The following is a 19,292-nucleotide window of genomic DNA, read 5'->3' on the forward strand; positions in this document are numbered from 1 at the left end:
CGCGTGACGAGCGACACGAGGCGTCGGGCAGAGAGAGTCTACGACACGGCCGCGGGTATGCCGTGCGCCACCGCGGGCCAGGTCGAATTGGGATCGCGTCAGTTGCCGGTCCTACAGTTGAGGGATGACCCGCACGTCGACGCCCGCCTTCGCGGAGCAGCATCGCGACGCGATGAACGAACCGCGCGGCGTCGTCACCGCGATCCTGTGGGCATCGGGTTGGCTCGCCGCGATCGTCGCTGTCGCCGTCACCGCGATCTCCGCGGCGTCGGCACTCCGGCTGACCGGCGTGCCCGATCCCGGTCCGCTGACCACGTACGGGGCGCCGGCGCTCACTGCGGTCGGCGAGTTCGCCGCGGCGATCGCACTCGGCTCGGCCGTGTTCGCCGCGTTCTTCGTGCCGCCCCAGGCGAGCGGCGTCCTCGACGTCGGGGGATACCGCGCGATCCGGATCGGTGCGGCCAGCGCGTTGACGTGGTCGGTGTGTGCCCTCCTGCTCATGCCGCTGTCGGCCTCGGAGGTCAGTGGGGCGCCCCTGTCGGAGACGATCCGACCCGCCAACCTGCTCACCGCCTACAGCCAGGTCGCCGAAGTGCGCACGTGGTTCTGGACTGCGCTGTTCGCGCTGGTCGCGGCCATCATCGCGCGGATGACGCTGCACTGGGGTCCGACGATCGCGGTGACCGCGTTCTCCGTCTTCAGCCTGATGCCGTCGGCCCTGGCAGGCCACTCCTCGTCGGGTGGCAACCACGACGTCGCCACCAACAGCCTGATCCTGCACATCATCGGCGCGACGCTGTGGCTCGGCGGCCTCGCGGCGGTCGTGGTCTACGCCCTCGCCGATGGACACTGGCGTGCCCTGGCGGTCCGACGCTTCTCGCGCGTCGCGTTCTGGTGCATCCTCGTCGTCGGCGCCAGCGGTGTCGTCAACGCCCTGGTCCGGGTACCGCTGGGTGACCTGTTCACCGACACCTACGGCCGTCTCGTCGTGGCCAAGGTGGTGGCCCTCGTCGTGCTCGGCGGGCTGGGCGCCTGGCATCGCCGGGTGACCATTGCGCAGCTGGACTCCGACGAACGGCCCTCGCTGTTCGTACGGTTCGGACTCGTCGAGTTGGCGGTGTTCGCCGCGACCTTCGGTCTCGCCGTGGGTCTGGGCCGGACGCCGCCGCCCGTCGTCGACACCGCGCAGATCTCCGCGACCGAGAACGCCATCGGGTACGACCTCGACGGTGCGCCGACGTTCGTCCGACTCCTCACCGAGTGGCGCTTCGACCTGATCTTCGGGCTCGCGGCCATCGTGCTCGCCGTCGTGTATCTGCGTGGTGTCATCCGCCTGAGGCGCCGCGGTGACGCCTGGCCGGTCGGACGTACCGTGGCGTGGGTCCTCGGATGTCTGCTGCTGTTGCTGGCGACGTCGTCGGGCTTCGGCCGCTACGCCCCGGCGATGTTCAGCATCCACATGATCGCGCACATGCTGATGTCGATGATGGTGCCGGTACTGCTGGTGCTCGGCGGCCCGGTGACGCTCGCGCTGCGGGCACTCCCGCCGGCCGGCCGGGGCAATCCGCCGGGCCCGCGCGAATGGATTCAGCTGGGTGTGCACTCGGCGCCGTCCCGGATCCTGACCCACCCGCTGATCGCCGCGATCATGTTCGTCGGCAGCTTCTACGTCCTTTATCTGGGCGGTCTGTACGAGGCCGTGGTCCAGTATCACGCGGCGCACCTGCTGATGAACCTCCACTTCCTGCTCAGCGGCTACCTGTTCTACTGGCTGGTCATCGGCATCGACCCGGCGCCGCGTCAGGTGTCACCGGTGGCGAAGCTCGGCATCGTGATGGCCTCGATACCGTTCCACGCGTTCTTCGGCATCGCGCTCATGATGACGACGGCGGTCATCGCCGAGGCCTACTACCGTGGACTGAATCTCCCGTGGAACTACGACCTTTTCGACGACCAGCGCGTCGGCGGCGGAATCGCCTGGGCCGCAGGCGAGATCCCGCTGGTGGTGGTCCTGCTCGCGCTTTTCGTTCAGTGGCAGCGCAGCGACACCCGGCAGGCGCGACGCTACGACCGCAACGCGGAACGCGACCACGACGCCGACCTCGGTAGCTACAACGAGATGCTCAAGGAACTCAACAAGCGCGGTTGAGCGCCGACAGGCTCAGCCGGACCCGGTCGGCACCGCGCAGACCGACGACCCGGCTTGGATCAGGGCACTGATGTGCAGCGCATCGAAGTTGAAACCGTCTGCGGCCGCAGCGGATGCGGCGATCAGCGCCGGTGGGCACCGAAGACTCGTCACGAGTTCGCCCGCGGCCGCCAGTTCGTCGACGATGGCGACGTTGAACTCGTTGATCGCCGTCCGGACCGGGTCGAGATCCGGTGTCGCGGGCGGCGCCGTCTGACCGGGTAGCTGCCACCGGGCGAACAGCCCGCGCTGTACGGTCTTGCTCGCCTCGATCTGGTCGCGGAACACGCTGCGGACGTAGGCGGGGTCGAGGTCGCGATCGAGCGCCAACTGCGACACCGTGTCGAGGACCACCTGTTCGCGTGCCGGGTCGTCGATCGCCGCGCCGGATGCCCACTTGGTCGCGGCGACGGTGTCGGCGAGTGCGAGTCGGCCGGCGATCGCCTCGGTCAGACCCGTCAACTCAGTCTGTGTACTCGGGGCCGCACCCGAGAGGGGCGGCGCAACCAGCATGATGGTCGCCGCGATCAGACCGACCAGGAACACTCGCATCCGCATTCCGCGAGTCTAGGGCGCCGAGCGCCGGGTGCACCGAGATCTGTGGGTAACCCGCCGAGTTCTCCACAGCCGCTCTAGCTCGGCGTCTGACGGGGTCGTCGGGGGTGATGCTGATGCGGCCACACCTTCCCGTGGCCGACACCCGTAGGAGACGACCATGTTTGAGACGTACACGACCGTATACGTGAACAGATAAAGGTGTGTCGTTCCTGGCGGGCGCCGGGGGTGTTGACGCATAGCGTTACGAAATGTCACCCCGCGCAACATGTTTCGTCGCGCGGTGCTTGACGGTCACAGGCGCTCAAGCTACGTTTGATCTATCGCTCCGGTCTCACCGAGCGCGGCGGCCTCCGGGTCGGCGGTGAGACTGCCCGTTTCCGTAGCGCGCTCCACGATCATGTCGAGGCGATGCCCTCCATTCCCGTGATCCCAGGAGCGCATCCCCATGCCTGCTACCTCCGGCCGAACCCGGCTGTTGACCAAACCCGAGGCGGCCGCCGATCTCGGCGTCTCGGACAGCACTCTCCGACGCCACATTGCCGCGGGTGAGATCTCTGTTGTCCGGATCGGTCGGACCGTCCGGATCGACCCCGTGGAGCTGGACCGCTTCGTGGCCGAGGGGCCGAGGTCGGCCGCGCCAGAACCCGACCCCCGCCGCGAGCACATCCTTGCCCTGGTCGCCAGGGCGCCGCGCCTGACCGCCGACCAGGCCAGCAGGATCTCCGACGTCCTCCGGGCCTCGTCATGACCGCGCTCATCCTGGTGAGCCTGGGCGGCGTCGCCCTTGGCGCCATGCTCCGGATCTCCGGCGTGGTGACGGCGGTTCCGACGGTGTCCGAGGTCCTGGGCGCGGTCCCGGCCAACCCGACGAGCTCCCAAGCTCGCGCGTTGGCGGTCCAGACGAGAGGCGCGGTCCCGGACGACCCCGAGGTCCCGGACCACCGCGTCACGTGACGCTTCGCGGACCCAACCCGAATACCGGAGACGCGTCAAGGCCGTTCGGCCACAACACTTTCAAGGGACACACGCCCATGCCAGTAGAACGAGAAACGGCCCCCGGCCAACCCGCCGAGGACCATTCCAACCCGATGTCGATTGCAGCTACCGACACCTCCACGATATCCCAGGCGGGTACGCCAGTGGTGAGCCCTGGACAGCTCCTGGGAATAGCCGATGCGGATATGTCCCGGGTGATCGTGGTCCCCGAGCCCGATCCCACGAGGGCCAAGGATCTCCTGGACGCGCTCCGAGGCGCCGGAGAGTCCGGCGGCGTCGTCTTGGTCGGGGGCTGGGACGTCCACGAGTCGGCCCAGTGGGAGGACCTCACCGACGCCGAGGGCGCGCTACTGGTGTTCCGCGGGCACCTCGGAACACCGACCCCGGACATGGTCCTGGACCACATCACCGATCAATACGGGGCCGACCTGGCCGAGGCGATGGAACCGGCCACCGTGGGAAGCGAGAACCTGGCCGCGCGACTGCGCCGGGGAGAACCGATCACGACTACCTCGGGGTCCTACCTGTTCGGTCCTAGTCGCAAAACCAAGGCGCCCCGGGAACGCGCCGCGTCGGGTACTGGCACCCGCCCCAAGGTGTTCCGGGCCTCCGACCTCAAGGCGGCCGAGCGGCCGAGTTGGCTTGCGCGCGGCCGGATACCGCTGTCTGCCATCTCGCTGCTCGTCGGGGACGAGGGCATTGGCAAGTCGATGTTCTGGGTATGGATCGTCGCCGCGGTGACGACAGGAACAGGACTCCCGGAGTTCGGCATCCCGGCCCGTGATCCCGCGGACGTACTCCTGGTCGTGACCGAAGACGACTGGTCGACAACCGTCCGGCCGCGCCTGGAGGTCGCTGGAGCCGATATGGACCGGGTCGCGGTGATCTGCGCCGAGGAGGACGGCTCCGGTGCGCCGACGTTTCCCGACGACATCGACCTGGTGATGGACGCCGACCCCAAGCCGCTCCTCGTGGTTGTCGATGCCTGGCTGGACACTGTCCCGGCCAAGCTCTCGGTGAGGGACCCGCAACAGGCCCGCCAGGCCCTCCACCCGTGGAAGGAGGCCGCGGGCAAGCTCGGCGCCGCGGTGCTGCTGCTCACCCACACCAACCGGGTGGCATCGGCCTCGGCGCGCGACAAGTACGGCGCGACCGTGGAACTGCGCAAGAAGGCCCGCATGACCTTATTCGCCCAGCGCGGGGACGACGGCCTCACGATTGGCCCGGACAAGTCGAACCTGTCTGGGACATTGGCGGCCTCCAAGTTCGTGGTGGAGCCGGTCCAGTTCTTCCCGCCGTCAGGCGACCACGACGGCACCGTCCCGCGAATGCGCTGCATCGGCCAGGCCGACAAGACCGCGGCCGAGATGATCGCGGAGAACTTCCATGGCCCGACCGAGGACGACAACGACGTGAGCGGTATCCGGGCGTGGTTGCGGACCTACCTCATGGACGCCGGTAAACCGGTGCGGCCGATGGACATCAAGACGGCGGCGACGACCGAGGGCTACTCATCCAGGTCTCTGGAGCGTGCCGCCAAGGCGATTCAGGTGACGGTGACTCGTCACGGGTTCCCCGCAGTCACCCACTGGTCGATGCCCGCGGCCGTAGGTCCGGATGACCTCCTGGGCGGTGGTCAGTGATGCCCGATGCTGCGATCGGTCCTGTTCCAGTCTCGCCATCCCCGCCCGTATCCCTTGGAGTTCTTGTCGTAACTACTACGACCAGCACAAATACATGGCGAAACAGTGGCGAGACAGGGTGGCGGAACTGCGAACGGTTGGCGGAACTGTCTAGAGCCTTGGCCACCTGTCCCGCCACAGTCTCGCCATCGAAAACCCCAGGTCACGCCTGACGCGACAGTTTCACCAAGTGACAGACCCACCCCGCCCAACCCGATGAGCATCGAAGGAGAACGCCCCGTGTCTGACGACCCCGAGGAGTTCACCACCATGTCCGATCCACAACGAGCCGCGGCCCGCGTTGCCGCCAACTTCGCCTCGGGTGACTGCCCACGCGAGCCCCATTCCCGCGCCGCGGTCGCCGCCCAGCTTGGCGCCGTGAAACCGCGTCGGCGCCGGGGCGGTCGGTCGGAGGCGTCCAAGCGTCTCGCCCGGGAAGTCCTGGAGGACCAGTGACCGCACCACCCAAGCCTCGGCGCCACGGTTCCCAGACCCTCGACCAACGGCGACATGACGGCGTCGTGGCCCTCATGGCCGCGATGCTGGAGGGCTCCCAGGATCTCCGCGGCGCCGCGTGCCAGGGCCTGGGTCCACTGTTCGATCCCGACGTCCACCACGGCGATCTCGGCTACGCCACCGAGGAGGACCGAGAGGCGGCGGTGGAGGCCACGTGCGTCGGGTGCCCCGTGCGTGGCGCCTGCTGGTCGTGGGCCTCTCGACAGTCGCCTAGGCGGGTGATGGGTCCCACGGCCGCGTCCGCGACGGTGGCCGGGGCGATGAGGTGGCGGCGTGCTCGGCGTCCGGCCCGCCCAACCGAGCCGGTGTGTGCGGGCGTCGACTGCGACCGCGTGGTCATCGCTCGGGGGCTCTGCGACGGGCATTACGGGCGTTGGCGCCGAGACCCTGCCCAACCGCGTGACCGACTGCTTCGACCTCTGCGCACCGCCGACGACACCGACCCCCGTCCGCCTCGGCGCCGTGGTGCCCGAGCCCGCCGCCGACCATCCATCAACCGAAAGAGGAGCCAACGATGACTAAGCCCAAGGCCCCCCGCGGCACGAACACCAGTGACCGCGTCTACCGCAAGATGAGAGCCCGCTACCGCGCCAAGTGCGAGGCCGTCCAGGCCCCGTGCTGGATATGTGGGCAACCAATTTCGTACCGGGCGGACTCTCCCGATCCGTGGGAGCTGGACCACTACCACCCGCGGAGCCGCCGCCCGGACTTGGCGATCGAACCCGCGAACGCGCGGCCGTCGCACTCGTCATGCAACCGGTCCCGTGGCAACGCCGACGTCCGGCCGACCCTCGGCCAGCCCTCCGAGGACTGGTGACCGCCAGGGGTAGGGGGGGTTCAATCACAAGCCCCCGACCCCGCGACACCTGCCGCCGGTAGGTCGCGCGAAAAACACGCAAGTCTCTGACCTGCACAAATAGGCCCCAGGCATTGACGCCGGCCGAATTTCCACGATCAAGGAGTTCCCACCATGCTCGACACCTCCGCCGTCCACCCCGACGCCATCCGCGACGTCGCCGCCCTCACCAACGCACTCCGCCTCGGTGACACCCCGCCGGACGAACTACTCCAGGCCGACCCCGGCCGTCTCCTCATGGGGGCCTTGGCGCTGCTCCTCACGATCCGCGGGGAGGCCGGGGACGACCCGGCGGCGGTACTCACCGCCCGCGCCGAGGAGTACGCCCGCCTTGCCGAGGGCGGCACTCAGTGAGCGGGTACGACGTCCGCCGCAACGACCGCAACGCCGCGATGGCCGCGCGGTTGGCCTTGGCCGCCGCCCACGAGGACGCCACGGCCGTCAACGCGGTCCTGGCCGAGGCTGGTGGCCATCCGGACACCCTGGCCTCGGTGGCGACGATCCTGGCGTCCTGGGTGGCCGAGGAGGCCGGTCCGGCCAAGGTGGAGGCCGCCGCCCTGGAGGCCGTGGCCCGCCACCACGCCCCGTGGCGCGACTAGGTCCCCGGTTCTGACCGGCCGAGCCGGTATCGTAGGCGTCGGAGCCGTCGCCACCGAGGCCGCCAGCCACACCAGGGTGTGGCCCGCGAAGTCCCCGGCCGCGAACGTATCCGACAACGAATTGCCTAGTGGGCGTTCATCTTTCGTTGTTGTTGATCCACTCCATTTCACATACCCCAAGGAGGGGTTCCATCGTGCTCAAGCACAAGACCGTCACGATGACGGGTATCAAGACCGCGGGCCTGGCAGACGGTGAGTTCATCGGCTGGGCCTCCACGTTCGGCAACACCGACAGCCAGGGCGACCGGGTCGTCAAGGGCGCGTTCGCCACCTCGGTCAAGAGCATCGAGGGCGGTGACGTCGTACCGATCCTCTGGGAGCACAAGCACGACGACCCCCGGATGCAGGTCGGGGAGATCAAGTCCGCCGAGGAGACCGACGACGGCCTCAAGGTCCACGTGGCCCTGGATCTCGACACCGAGACCGGCCGCGCCGCCTACAAGTCGGTCAAGAGTCGCCGGGTCAAGGCGATGTCGATCGGCTACGCCACCCGCCGGGCGGTCAAGGCCGCCGACGGCGTCCAGGAGCTCACCGACCTGGATCTGGTGGAGGTGAGCCTGGTGGCCCGTCCGGCCAATGACCAGGCACTCATCACCGCCTCCAAGTCCGGCAACGGCGCGGCGGCCATCGTCGCCGCCCGGGCCGCCCTGGCCAAGGCATCGGGAGACACCAGCGCCGACGACGAGAAGCCCGAGAAGTTCTACGACGACGAGGCGACCGACAAGACCCACGGGGAGCGTCTCCTGGACGCCCTGGCCGCCGCCACGGCGTCGGCGGAGGCCCTCATCAAGGAGGCCGAGGACGAGGGGCGCGACCTCACCGAGGAGGAGGCCGCCGAGGTCACCAAGCGCCTTGAGTACCTCCGCATGACCAAGACCCAGATCCAGGCGTGGGCGGACGCGACCCCCGGGGAGCGCCACGGCATCCAGCACCAGTACGACGTCATCAGCTCCAAGTCGCTGACCCCCGCGGAGTTTGAACAGCGTTGGGGCACAACGGACACCGCCGCCGACAAGTTCGGCCACTTCGACGCCACCAGCGTCGGCATCACCACCTCGACCAAGGCCAAGGAGGCCCCCACAGTGGACACCACCACCAAGTTCATCGCTCTCGGCTCGGGCCGCAAGGCCGCCGCGTCGGCCATCGCCACCAAGATGTCGGGCGGCGGTCACCGCGCGCCCGGCGACGACGCACCCACCGGTACCAAGGCCCTGACCACCTCCGGCCAGGTCACCACCGACATCCCGGTGGCGCCGACGGTCATCCCCACCGGACGACCCGCGGTGAGCCTCCTGGACGTCATCCCGACCGTGCGGCGCACCGGCCCGCAGTACCGATACATCCGCCAGGTCTCCCGAGCCCTCAACGCCGCCGCCGTGGCGCCGGGCGCCGAGAAGCCCACCAGCACGATGGGCACCGAGACCGTGGACGGCAACGTCTCGGTCGTGGCGCACCTCTCGGAGCCGCTGGACAAGTTCGTCCTGGCCGACGCGCCCCAGCTCCAGCGGTTCGTGGCCGATGAGTTGCTCTACGGCCTTGACGTCGCGATCCAGGCCCAGGCCCTCACCGGCTCCGGCACGGGCGCAAATCAGACCGGCATCCTCAACACCTCCGGCGTCCAGGTCCAGGCGTTCGACACCAGCGCGATCGTCTCGATCCGCAAGGCCATGACCAAGGCCGAGGCCAACGGGTACGTCCCCGGTGTCGCGGTCCTCCGGCCCGAGGACTGGGAGTCCATCGAGCTCACCGCCACCTCCGACGACGCCGTGGCGTTCCGCGGGGTCCCCATCGACCTCCTGGAGCGCAAGCTCTGGGGTCTCCGGGTGGTCCTCAACACCGCCCTCCCGGCCAAGACCGGCCTGGTCCTCGACCCGGCGGCGGTGAGCATCGACAACCTCGGCGGCATCGACATCGAGTGGTCGACCGAGGCCGGTGACCTGTTCGCCCACAACCAGGTCCAGGCCCGCGTGGAGACCCGTATCGGCGTCTCGGTCTACGCCCCGGCCGCGGTCTACAAGGTGGCCACCGCCGCCTGACCCGCCCCTCCCGGCCGAGGCCCTCCAACTCGGTGAGCCTCGGCCGGGACCCGCACCCGCACAACACTTAGGAGGACTCGATGGGGTTCTGGGACAGCATTACCGACTTCGGCGGCGGACGGTTCTCGGGGTCGATGACCTCGGAGGGCTCCGGCGCCCGCGTCCGGGCCGGGGTCCGGGACGTCCCCGTGATCGGGGACGTGGATCTCGTCAACGTCCACGTGGACGGGTTCCGCGACGGCGGCGTCGTGGGGGAGCCTCGGCGTGACAAGGACGGCAAACTCAGAGGCAGGATCACCGAGGCCCCGGCCACCCCTGAGCCGCGACGGCCTCGGATGACACCGTCCCGCATGTTCGGCACCGCGGCCCTGGACAACCGGCCGGGCGCCGACGCCATCCCCGAGGGGACAGCGGGGACGTCGTCGCGGTCCAGGTCATCGTCCGCCGACGTCGGCGGGCACACGCCGGTCAGGGGCGGGTCCACGTCCACGATGGGGCGTCGGCGCCACGAGATCGCCCCGGGCGTGCCGTGTCCCAGTTGCGCGGCGGGGATCACCAAACCCGTCCGCTGACACCGCGCACGGACAACGGCCCCGGACCTTCCCGAGTGGAGGGGGTCCGGGGCCGTCGTCGGTCGTTGGGGGGCTACTGCTGGTCGTCCCGGGACTCGATCAGTGCCTGGACCCGGTCCCAGGTTTCCTCCGCCGATGCCCCCGTTTCGTGCGTGCGGAGGGCCACGAGGACCTGGACCACGGGAACCATTCCGGCCAGGAGTTCCTGGAAGTTCGCGGACGCGGTCAGGCCGAGGTTGACCGCGTCGTCGTAGGTTCCGTTCCCGGCCTGGAGCCGCTTGATGTCGCGCACCAGTTCGCCAAACTGGCGTTGGAGGATCTCGTCGTAATCTAGGTTCTCGTCCCGGAAGAACCCGATTGCGCGCCGGACATTCTCTAGCTGCTTGTCGTCTGCCACCCCGTGAGTTTCGCATGGGTGACCCCGAACGGGAGTGACTAACTGCGCCAGTCGATGACGACCGAGTCCGGGTCGAACGTCCGGCGGCCCCGGACACCTCGACGTAGGCGGACATCACACAGGGCCTCGATGACTGCGCGCTGGGCCATGAGGGACGCGTTGCCGAACGCCTCGGCGGGGTCGGGGGACCCGAGCATCTCACCCAATGCCGACCCGCTGCGCTGGGCACCGAGCTTGCGCTGGGCCTCGTCGATCTCGGCCCGGACCCGCTCCGACGCCGCTCGGTAGCGCAACCCGTCGATGTGTCCGGCGTCGTAGTCGGCGTCAACGCTGGCCTGGCGTTGGCGGAGCTGGGTGATCTCGGCCAGGAGGGGAGCGGCGGCGTCCTCGACCGGCGCGAGGATCTGGGCGGCGTCGGGAAGGCGGAGACGCTCCGAGATCACCTCCAGGACATAGGCATCGACCTGGAGGCGGGACCGGTGGACACACGCCTCCAGGCATCGGTAGGCCCCTGCGCTCCACGTCGTCACGCGGTTCCCGCACTCGTCGCACCGGTAGAGGCCCGACCCGAGGTGTTTCCGGTCGATGCCGTACCGCCGTGTCCGCCGCGCGGGGTCGGAGAGTCGGGCCTGGATGAGGTCGAACAACTCGTCTGAGACCAGCGGCTCCCACTCGCCGCGGACCCCGTCGATGATCTGGCCGTGATAGAACGACCGGCCCGCGTATCGGGCGTTGGTCAGGATGTTCCGGACGCTGGTGACCGTCCAGGGCTTGCCGTACCGCGTCGGCACCCCCTCCTCGTCCAAGGTCCGGCGGATCCCGTTGAGGGACTCTCCGGCGTCGAACAGAGCGAAGATCCGCCGGACCGTCGCGGCCTCGTCGGGGATGGTGTCGCCGGTCGGCGTGTACCCCAGGAGGCGGCGGCCCTTGGGCGGTCGGCCGAGCTGGGCGCGCTGGAGGGCGGCGCGTTTCTGCCTGGCCGATTTGCGCTCCATCTCACCGCGGGCCACGGCCAGCTTGATCCGCGCGAACGTCCGGCCGCCGTCGGTGGTCAGGTCGGCCTCACCGTTGAGGGTCACCAGCGCCAGACCCCGGGACTCCGCGGCGTCAATCCAGTCCTCCAACTGCCTCGGCTGGCGGGTGAGTCGGTCCAGGTCCCAACACACCAGGGCGTCGAACTGGCCCGACTCATACGCCTTGGTGAGCGCGTCGTAACCGGGGCGGACCTTGCGGCGGTCGTAGGCGCCGATGCTGTTGTCCGAGTAGACCGCGACCACCTCCCAGCCGCGGGTGGCGACAAGCGCGCGGGCGTCCTCCTCCTGTCGCGCGACACCGAGACCCTCGCCGGTCTCGTCCAAGGAGATCCGCGTGTAGATGGCCGCGCGGCGGGGCGATGTGGTGGTGGTCATGCCGTCATCATAATGTTTGTTGACGACTAAATGTGACCGTCATCGGAACCGTAGTGTCCGATCCCCGCCGGCGGCAGACGACCACCGGCGAGGACGTGATCTCCTTCCGCGTGGCGTGCACCTCGCGCCGCATCGACAAGAGCACCGGCGAGTGGAGCGACGGGCCGACGCTGTATCTCACGGTCAGCTGCTGGCGACGCCTGCTCACCGGTGTCGGCCTGGCGATCGCCAAGGGGAGGCCGGTGATGGCGCACGGTCAGATCAAGACCAACGAGTACCCGTCGGCGGACGGGTCACGGCGCTCCGACCTCGAGATGACCGCGGTGGCCGTCGGACTCGACCTGAGTCGCTGTGTCGTCACCTATCGGGGCACACCCGCCCAGGGGCGCGGAGCCGATGCACCGGTCCCGGCGACCGCCCAAGCAACCCAGGAGTCGGCAGCGTGACCCGAGGGCACCGGGGTTGGTGACGCGGAAACGGTTCAGGCCGAACGGTTCCGGACCAGGCGCCAGTGGTTCTTGCCGTCGGCGCGGCGGTAGGCGAGTTCGTCGAGGACGTTGATCGCGATGGCCAGTCCTCGACCGCGTTCGGCGAAGTCGTCGGGCAGGCTGACCGCGTCGAGATCGACGCGAGCGGGGTTCCCGTCGTCGGAGTAGCGGGCCTCGATCCGATCAGCTGTGACCTCGAGTTCGAGACGCAACGTGACGGTGGAGCCCTCACGGGCGTGTTCGACGATGTTCGCGCCGATCTCGGCGACCGCGAGTTCGAACTGCATGGCGTCCATGTCGTCGATGGGGCACTCGGCGAGGAGGTCGGCGAGCAGTGCGTGGATGTGGTCCATCGTCTCGAGGGAGGTGATCTCCTCGAGGTTGCGGGTCGCGGTGTTCTCGGTCATCGCGGAGTCCTCGATCTCTGGGTGAGCGGGTCGATACCCGTCAGGCCCCGTCGAATGCGGAATCGGCGGACGGGTGCACGCGGAGAACGCGATTGAGATTGGTCAACTCGAGCACGGTGACCACCTGCGGTGTGGGGGCGGCGATCCGCAGGTCGCCGCCCGCCTGGCGCGCCACCTTGAGACCGGAGACGAGCGCGCCCAGTCCCGACGAATCGATGAAGTCGGTGCCGGACAGGTCGACGACGATCCTCGACGATCCCGACCCGACCAACTCGTGCAACTGGTCTCGCAGTCGTGGGGCGGCAACCATGTTGAGCCGGCCCTCGGGTCGGATCACCACGGCACCCCCGTCGACGCTGCGGGTTGCGAAATTCGCCATCACTGCCTTTCCTCATCGGGACCGCGGTAACGCACCGCGATGATGACAACGCTCAGGATCACCAGGTCGAACAGTACCCAGAACAGGTTCACACCCACACCGAGAACGGAGATGGCGCCCCGGTACAGCTGCACGATGCCGATCACCGACGCCACCACGAGTACCGCCATCGCGATCAGCTGTGGCCGAACGATGTGCCACGGCAGCGCATCCTGCGACTGTTTGGTCTTCGGGGTGACCGCGAATCCGAGTGGACGGTTCATGTAGACGTTGCGGAATGCCGTGGTACAGGCCTTGATCCACACCGGGAACAGCGCGAGGCTGTACTGCTGACCGCGCCACGTCGGCGTGCCCCGGGCGACCACCAGGAACAGCAGTTGATTGACCACGAGGAACGGGATGAGCCGCAGGAAGAAGTCCCAGCTGTAGGCCTGCACGGGCAGGATGCCCAGCACCAGGTAGACCACCGGTGCCGCGATGTAGGCGATGGCCGCGAACCCGGCGAGATAACTCCACATGGTCGCCCAGTACATGAGCCGCTGGGTGATGGTGAGGCCCTTCTGGACCAGCGGGTTCTCCCGCAACATCACCTGGATCGTGCCCTGTGCCCACCGGAGCCGCTGTGTCACCATCGTTTTCAGGTCCTCGGGCGCCAGGCCGAAGGCAAGGTTCTCGTGATGGTAGGCGGAGTTCCAGCCGAGGGCGTGCAGACGCATGCAGGTCGCCATGTCCTCGGTCACCGAGATGGTGGCGAGGGGCAGCATGGGTTGGGCCTCGTCGGATCTCCCGACGTCGACGGCCTCGACCATGGCGCGGATCGATTCGATGGCACCCAGCGGAGACCACTCGCGCTCGGCGAGGACCGCGAGCGCGTCGTAGTCGACGGCGCCGGCGCCCGGTTCCTGTTCGCTCAGCTCGGTGAGCGCCTCGATCGCCTCCAGATCGGCACGCATCGCCTCGACATCGGCGTCGGCGAGGCCGCGCGCCGCCTCGTCGACGCGGGCCTGGAACCGGTAGGTGATGTCGGCCAGCGGTTCCTTCTTCTTCAGCTGTGCGCGTGCGTCTTTGACCGCCGCGTCGACGGCATCGAGGGCGGCCGTGACGGTGGGGTTGTCGCGCCCCACCTGTTTGCGCGTCGACTTGAGCACCGACCGCGCGGTGCGCAGGGCTCGATCGATGCCGTCGGCGACGGCGGAGACGTACTGGGTGATGCCCAGCTGCATCAACGCCTCCCGGCGCAGCACCGCGTTGGACCCGCAGAAGAACGCGGCGTTCCAACCGTCCTTGCCCTGCTGGATCGGCCCGTAGAACAGCGGCGCCTGACTGCCGAGCGGGTCCGAGGGCGGGACGTTGACGAAGTACTGCGGCGTCTGGACGAGGGCCATCTTCTCGTCGTGGAAGTAACCGAGCGTCCGATCCAGGATCTGGGGTTCGGGGATCTGGTCGGCATCGAGGATGAGCAGGAACTCACCGTCGGTCTGCATCAGCGCGTTGTTGAGGTTGCCGGCCTTGGCATGGCGCGGCTTGTCCAACCAGTTCGACGACCGGGTGATGTACCCGATGCCCGCCCGCTCCGCCGCGTCGGCGATCTCGGCCCTGTCACCGTCGTCGAGGATCCATGTCGTGTGCGGATACGTGATCGCCTTCGCCGCGACAGCGGTCCTCATCACGAGATCCAGCGGCTCGTTGTAGGTGGTGATGAAGACGTCCACCGTGGCGCCCTCGGGTGGGGAAGGTGGTTCGGGGCGGTGCTGCAGCCGCCACATCGTCAGACCGAACAGCAACGAGTCGATCAGGCTGTACGTCTCGGCGACGACGAGCGGCACCGCGATCCACCACGCGTCCCAGTTCACCGAGGCCAGCCAGCGCCACACGATGTAGTTGAGTCCGAGGATCGCGGCGGCGACGATCAGCAGGCGCAACCACGGCGACGGCGCCGTCCGTGCGAGGGTGGCCTCCTCCACGCTCTCGCTCATCCGGTCTCGTCACGCCGGATGGCCACGACGGTCACGTCGTCGATCGGCGATCGCGAGGCCACGAGCTCGCTCACCATCGAGCAGACCTCCGAAGGTGTGGCGGTCTCGTCGAAGAGCGCGCGCAGCGCCGCCTCGTCGCCGGACGGCAGCAGGTCCAGCAGACCGTCGGAGGTGATGATCAGCATGTCGCCCGGGCCCAGGTCGACCCGTGCGGTGTCCCAGGTCTCGTCGCGCAGGATGCCGATCGGCAATCCGCCGCCGTTCAATGACTCCACCTGACCGCCGACCCGGCGGACGACCGACAGGCCGTGTCCGGCGTCCACGTATTCGAGCCGGCCGTCGTCGGTGCTCAGCCGCGCGTGGAACGCGGTCGCGAACGTCTCGGTGCCGGCGAAGTCGTCGGCGAGCTGGTCGGCGACCGTGCCCACCACCTGTGCGAGGTCGGTGTCGGTCGCGTCCCGCGCGGCGGCATCGAGGGCACGGGATGCCGCGCGGATCGCCGACCGGACCGTCGCCGTGAGAATCGCCGCGCCGAGGCCCTTGCCCATCACGTCGGCGACGGTGAACACCAGGCCGCCGCTCCACGGGTAGTGGTCGTAGAAGTCTCCGCCGACGGCGAAGGCGGGCAGGCACATCGCCGCGATCGACCAGCCCGGGACGACGTCGAGGGGCGGCGGCAACAACTGGCGCTGCACGAGCGCGGCGCGTTCCAGGTCGTCGGTGTTGGTGATCTCCCGTTGTGCCCACGCGGCCATCTCGCGGAAGGCCGCGTGCTGGTCGGCGGTCAGCTCGCGCGGTCGGGTGTCGTAGAGGCAGAACGTCCCGACAGGGTGCCCGCCGGGGCCGTACAGCGGATACCCCGCGTAGAAGCGGATGCCGTCCTCGGCGGCGATCTGGGGGATTGCGGCGAAGGTCGGGACCTTCGAGAGGTCGGGGATGATGAGGGCCGGGTCCTCGGGGTGCTCGTAGGCGCGGGCCACGGTCACCTGGCAGACCGTCTGCTCGCGCGGCAGGTCTTGCAGCTCGATGCCGTCGGACGCCTTGAACCACTGTCGATCGCGGTCGAGCAGTGACACCGTCGACATCGGTACGCCGAACACGGCTTTCGCCATGCGGGTGATCTGCGCGAACCGGTCCTCCGGCGGCGAGTCGAGAACGTTCAGCTGCTGCATCGAGTGCAGGCGTGCCTCTTCGAGGTCGGCGTCGATGTGTGCGTCCATCACAGTCACCTGAGTCCTGCTTCCTCGAGTGCGCGCGCCATCGCCGCGCCCGCTGCTGCCGTGCTGCCCAAGTTCCAGTCCGCTTCCTTGTCGTGGTCGAACCAGACGAAGCCGGTGACGTCGTCGGCCCTGTCGAGGTAGGTCACCAGGTCCGCGATCCATTCGGCCTTGGAACCACCGGCTTCCGCCGATCCGACCTCTGTGACGAGTATCGGTTTCTCCGGCGACAAGTTACGAAGCTGGACCAGCGAACCGGAGAACAGCTCCTCCGGCGGAGTCCATCGATGGCCGGGCACCGCTCCCCAGTTGTAACCGTCTATCCCCAGGACGTCGACGTACCCGTCTCCCGGATACCAGCGGGACAGGGGAGCGTCGTCGGCGAGGGGGACGTTCGGAGCCCATACCCACTTCACATTGCTCGCGTTCTTGGAGGCGAAGAGGTCGTGCACATGCCGCCACGCGGCGATGTAGAGCTCGGGTGGAGTCCCGCCCGCGGGACTCCACGGGTACCAGTCGCCGTTCGGTTCATGCGCGAACCGCAGGTAGACGACCTGGCCCCAGGCGCGGAGTTCGTCGGCCCAGCGGTACAGGTAGTCGTCGTGGGTCCCGGCGACGATGGAGGACATCGAGAACGCGCCCCGGTCGTAGTCGTCGCCACCGAGATGGCGCCACGGCTCCCAGGTGACCACCGGCTCGGCGCCCGCCGCGACCACCGCATCGAGGGCGGCGATCGGGGGGATGGCGGTGAAGTCCTCGAAGAAGAGATTGACGGTCGGCCGTACCCCGACCAGCTCCGTGACCGCGGCGACCTCGGCCGGCCGGAGCGGGCCGCTCGGGGTGCTGACTCCGAACCGCAGGCAGTCCCCGGCCGGGCCGGACAGGGGTGAGATCGTCGTCGGACACTCTCGTGGCGGCGGGCCGCAGGCGATGACACCCATGGAGCCGACCATCACGCCCACAACCACGGAGACGATCGTCCACCTGGGTACCCCACCCATCGACCGCTCCCATCTCCTCGACGCCGTGCACCGGCACGGCGTCCTCACCCCAGCCCCTCCCTCTTTCCCCACGACATTGTCCCGGCAAACCGTCTCACTTGCGCGCCGACCCGCGAAAGTCGGCGCACAGCGAACCGGTCGCAGCCCACCGGGCCGCCGCCCGGCAACCGGCGGCGACTAGGCTGGATTCATTGTGTGTGCGCTCTCAGCGCCCACCCCCCGCCTCCGCGGCTGACAATCACACGGCATCGAACAGGTCCTAAGGAGTTTTCACGTGGCTGAGTTCATCTACACGATGAAGAAGGTTCGCAAGGCACACGGCGACAAGGTCATCCTCGACGACGTCACCATGTCCTTCTACCCGGGCGCCAAGATCGGCGTCGTGGGACCCAACGGCGCCGGAAAGTCGTCGATCCTGAAGATCATGGCGGGTCTCGACCAGCCGTCGAACGGTGAGGCCTTCCTCGACCCCGACGCCACCGTCGGCATCCTGCTCCAGGAGCCGCCCCTCAACGAGGAGAAGACGGTCAAGGAGAACGTCGAAGAGGGGATGGGCGAGATCAAGGTCAAGCTCGACCGCTTCAACGAGATCGCCGAGCTGCTCGCCACCGACTACTCCGACGAGCTGATGGAGGAGATGGGCAAACTCCAGGAAGACCTGGACAACAACGACGCCTGGGACCTCGACTCGCAGCTCGAGCAGGCCATGGATGCCCTGCGCTGCCCGCCGGCCGACTCCCCGGTCACCCACCTCTCCGGTGGTGAGCGGCGCCGCGTCGCGCTGTGCAAGCTGCTGCTGCAGAAGCCCGACCTCCTGCTGCTCGACGAACCGACCAACCACCTCGACGCCGAGTCGGTGCTGTGGCTGGAGCAGTTCCTCGCGAGCTACCCGGGCGCCGTGCTGGCCGTGACCCACGACCGGTACTTCCTCGACCACGTCGCCCAGTGGATCTGTGAGGTCGACCGCGGCAAGCTGCACCCGTACGAGGGCAACTACTCGACCTACCTGGAGAAGAAGGCCGAGCGTCTCGAGGTCCAGGGCAAGAAGGACCAGAAGCTGCAGCGGCGCCTGAAGGAGGAGCTCGCGTGGGTTCGTTCGGGCTCCAAGGCCCGACAGACCAAGAACAAGGCGCGACTCTCCCGCTACGAGGAGATGGCTGCCGAGGCCGAGAAGACGCGGAAGCTCGACTTCGAGGAGATTCAGATCCCGACGCCGCCGCGTCTGGGCGACGTCGTCGTCGAGGTCTCCCACCTGGACAAGGGCTTCGAAGGCCGGGTTCTCATCAAGGATCTGTCCTTCACCCTGCCGCGCAATGGCATCGTCGGTGTGATCGGACCCAACGGCGTCGGCAAGACGACGCTGTTCAAGACCATCGTCGGGCTCGAGCAGCCCGATTCGGGCACCGTGAAGGTCGGCGAGACGGTCAAGCTGAGTTACGTCGACCAGAGTCGCGCCAACATCGACCCGAAGAAGAACGTCTGGGAGGTCGTCTCGGACGGACTCGACTACATCGAGGTCGGCCAGAACGAGATGCCCTCGCGGGCCTACGTCAGTGCCTTCGGTTTCAAGGGGCCGGACCAGCAGAAGAAGGCCGAGGTCCTCTCCGGCGGTGAGCGCAACCGCCTGAATCTCGCGCTCACCCTGAAAGAGGGCGGCAACCTGATCCTGCTCGACGAGCCGACCAACGACCTGGACGTCGAGACCCTCGGTTCCCTGGAGAACGCGCTCGAGAACTTCCCCGGCTGCGCCGTGGTCATCAGCCACGACCGCTGGTTCCTCGACCGGACCTGTACCCACATCCTGGCGTGGGAGGGCAACGTCGAAGAAGGCAAGTGGTTCTGGTTCGAGGGCAACTTCGAGGCCTATGAAGCGAACAAGGTCGATCGCCTCGGCGCCGATGCCGCCCGCCCCCATCGGGTCACCCACCGCAAACTGACTCGCGATTAATCCCGGC

The 19,292-nt window shown here is 68.4% G+C and carries 20 protein-coding genes; 12 read left to right on the top strand and 8 right to left on the bottom strand.

What is annotated here, in order from left to right:
- The first annotated feature begins 124 nt into the window (after positions 1-124).
- Entirely contained in the window at positions 125-2,149 is a 2,025-nt protein-coding gene (locus tag AMD30_RS03760; RefSeq protein ID WP_055474743.1) for a cytochrome c oxidase assembly protein, read from the top strand.
- A gap of 12 nt (positions 2,150-2,161) precedes the next feature.
- Here AMD30_RS03760 and AMD30_RS03765 read toward each other — a convergent pair whose 3' ends face one another.
- Entirely contained in the window at positions 2,162-2,746 is a 585-nt protein-coding gene (locus AMD30_RS03765; RefSeq protein ID WP_055474744.1) for a chorismate mutase, read from the bottom strand.
- Positions 2,747-3,191: 445 nt separating this feature from the next.
- On the opposite strand from AMD30_RS03765, the gene AMD30_RS03770 reads away from it, so the two are divergent.
- The 9 genes from AMD30_RS03770 to AMD30_RS03805 all read left to right on the top strand — a co-directional run bounded on the left by AMD30_RS03770 (position 3,192) and on the right by AMD30_RS03805 (position 10,063).
- Entirely contained in the window at positions 3,192-3,494 is a 303-nt protein-coding gene (locus tag AMD30_RS03770; RefSeq protein WP_055474745.1) for a helix-turn-helix domain-containing protein, read from the top strand.
- Complete coding sequence (locus AMD30_RS03775; RefSeq protein WP_055474746.1) at positions 3,491-3,700, top strand: hypothetical protein; 210 nt, start codon at positions 3,491-3,493, stop codon at positions 3,698-3,700. Before AMD30_RS03770 ends, AMD30_RS03775 begins: the two co-directional genes overlap by 4 nt.
- Positions 3,701-3,927: 227 nt before the next feature.
- Positions 3,928-5,385 (top strand): AAA family ATPase, encoded by a 1,458-nt coding sequence (locus AMD30_RS03780; RefSeq protein ID WP_055474747.1) that lies wholly within the window; start codon positions 3,928-3,930, stop codon positions 5,383-5,385.
- 279 nt (positions 5,386-5,664) lie between these two features.
- Positions 5,665-5,880 (top strand): hypothetical protein, encoded by a 216-nt coding sequence (locus tag AMD30_RS03785; RefSeq protein ID WP_055474748.1) that lies wholly within the window; start codon positions 5,665-5,667, stop codon positions 5,878-5,880.
- 574 nt (positions 5,881-6,454) lie between these two features.
- A complete protein-coding gene (locus tag AMD30_RS24930) occupies positions 6,455-6,757 on the top strand; it encodes an HNH endonuclease (protein WP_231632637.1) in 303 nt (100 codons plus the stop codon).
- A gap of 153 nt (positions 6,758-6,910) precedes the next feature.
- Complete coding sequence (locus AMD30_RS03790) at positions 6,911-7,150, top strand: hypothetical protein (protein ID WP_055474749.1); 240 nt, start codon at positions 6,911-6,913, stop codon at positions 7,148-7,150.
- The gene (locus tag AMD30_RS03795) at positions 7,147-7,395 is read left to right on the top strand and encodes a hypothetical protein (protein ID WP_055474750.1); all 249 of its coding nucleotides are present in this window, start codon (positions 7,147-7,149) and stop codon (positions 7,393-7,395) included. The genes AMD30_RS03790 and AMD30_RS03795 overlap by 4 nt, the downstream gene beginning before the upstream one ends.
- A gap of 194 nt (positions 7,396-7,589) precedes the next feature.
- A complete protein-coding gene (locus tag AMD30_RS03800; protein ID WP_231632638.1) occupies positions 7,590-9,491 on the top strand; it encodes an HK97 family phage prohead protease in 1,902 nt (633 codons plus the stop codon).
- 80 nt (positions 9,492-9,571) lie between these two features.
- On the top strand, positions 9,572-10,063 hold the full coding sequence (locus AMD30_RS03805) for a hypothetical protein (RefSeq protein ID WP_055474751.1): 492 nt from the start codon (positions 9,572-9,574) through the stop codon (positions 10,061-10,063).
- Between the two features lie 73 nt (positions 10,064-10,136).
- On the opposite strand, the gene AMD30_RS25215 is transcribed toward AMD30_RS03805, so the two are convergent.
- On the bottom strand, positions 10,137-10,460 hold the full coding sequence (locus AMD30_RS25215) for a hypothetical protein (RefSeq protein ID WP_055474752.1): 324 nt from the start codon (positions 10,458-10,460) through the stop codon (positions 10,137-10,139).
- Between the two features lie 38 nt (positions 10,461-10,498).
- Positions 10,499-11,869 (bottom strand): recombinase family protein, encoded by a 1,371-nt coding sequence (locus AMD30_RS03815; protein ID WP_055474753.1) that lies wholly within the window; start codon positions 11,867-11,869, stop codon positions 10,499-10,501.
- Positions 11,870-11,901: 32 nt separating this feature from the next.
- Here AMD30_RS03815 and AMD30_RS03820 point away from each other — a divergent pair, with 32 nt between their 5' ends.
- Entirely contained in the window at positions 11,902-12,315 is a 414-nt protein-coding gene (locus AMD30_RS03820; RefSeq protein ID WP_055474754.1) for a single-stranded DNA-binding protein, read from the top strand.
- A 35-nt stretch (positions 12,316-12,350) separates the two neighbouring features.
- On the opposite strand, the gene AMD30_RS03825 is transcribed toward AMD30_RS03820, so the two are convergent.
- Genes AMD30_RS03825 through AMD30_RS03845 form a run of 5 tightly spaced genes read right to left on the bottom strand, consistent with a single transcriptional unit; the run spans position 12,351 to position 17,337 of the window.
- Positions 12,351-12,764 carry an ATP-binding protein gene (locus AMD30_RS03825; protein ID WP_055474755.1) on the bottom strand — a complete coding sequence of 138 codons (414 nt, stop codon included), beginning with the start codon at positions 12,762-12,764 and terminating at the stop codon, positions 12,351-12,353.
- Between the two features lie 40 nt (positions 12,765-12,804).
- Complete coding sequence (locus AMD30_RS03830) at positions 12,805-13,143, bottom strand: STAS domain-containing protein (protein ID WP_004019580.1); 339 nt, start codon at positions 13,141-13,143, stop codon at positions 12,805-12,807.
- Positions 13,143-15,119 (bottom strand): glycosyltransferase family 2 protein, encoded by a 1,977-nt coding sequence (locus AMD30_RS03835; RefSeq protein WP_055474756.1) that lies wholly within the window; start codon positions 15,117-15,119, stop codon positions 13,143-13,145. The genes AMD30_RS03830 and AMD30_RS03835 overlap by 1 nt, the downstream gene beginning before the upstream one ends.
- Positions 15,116-16,348 carry a PP2C family protein-serine/threonine phosphatase gene (locus AMD30_RS03840; RefSeq protein ID WP_055474757.1) on the bottom strand — a complete coding sequence of 411 codons (1,233 nt, stop codon included), beginning with the start codon at positions 16,346-16,348 and terminating at the stop codon, positions 15,116-15,118. Before AMD30_RS03840 ends, AMD30_RS03835 begins: the two co-directional genes overlap by 4 nt.
- Positions 16,345-17,337, bottom strand: coding sequence for a glycoside hydrolase family 26 protein (locus AMD30_RS03845; protein ID WP_055474758.1), 993 nt, complete (start codon positions 17,335-17,337; stop codon positions 16,345-16,347). The genes AMD30_RS03840 and AMD30_RS03845 overlap by 4 nt, the downstream gene beginning before the upstream one ends.
- A 274-nt stretch (positions 17,338-17,611) precedes the next feature.
- Here AMD30_RS03845 and ettA point away from each other — a divergent pair, with 274 nt between their 5' ends.
- Complete coding sequence (ettA, locus tag AMD30_RS03850) at positions 17,612-19,285, top strand: energy-dependent translational throttle protein EttA (RefSeq protein WP_010841650.1); 1,674 nt, start codon at positions 17,612-17,614, stop codon at positions 19,283-19,285.
- Positions 19,286-19,292: the final 7 nt, after the last annotated feature.

The sequence above is a fragment of the Gordonia sp. HS-NH1 genome, from assembly GCF_001418765.1.
In the GTDB taxonomy this organism is placed as follows: domain Bacteria; phylum Actinomycetota; class Actinomycetes; order Mycobacteriales; family Mycobacteriaceae; genus Gordonia.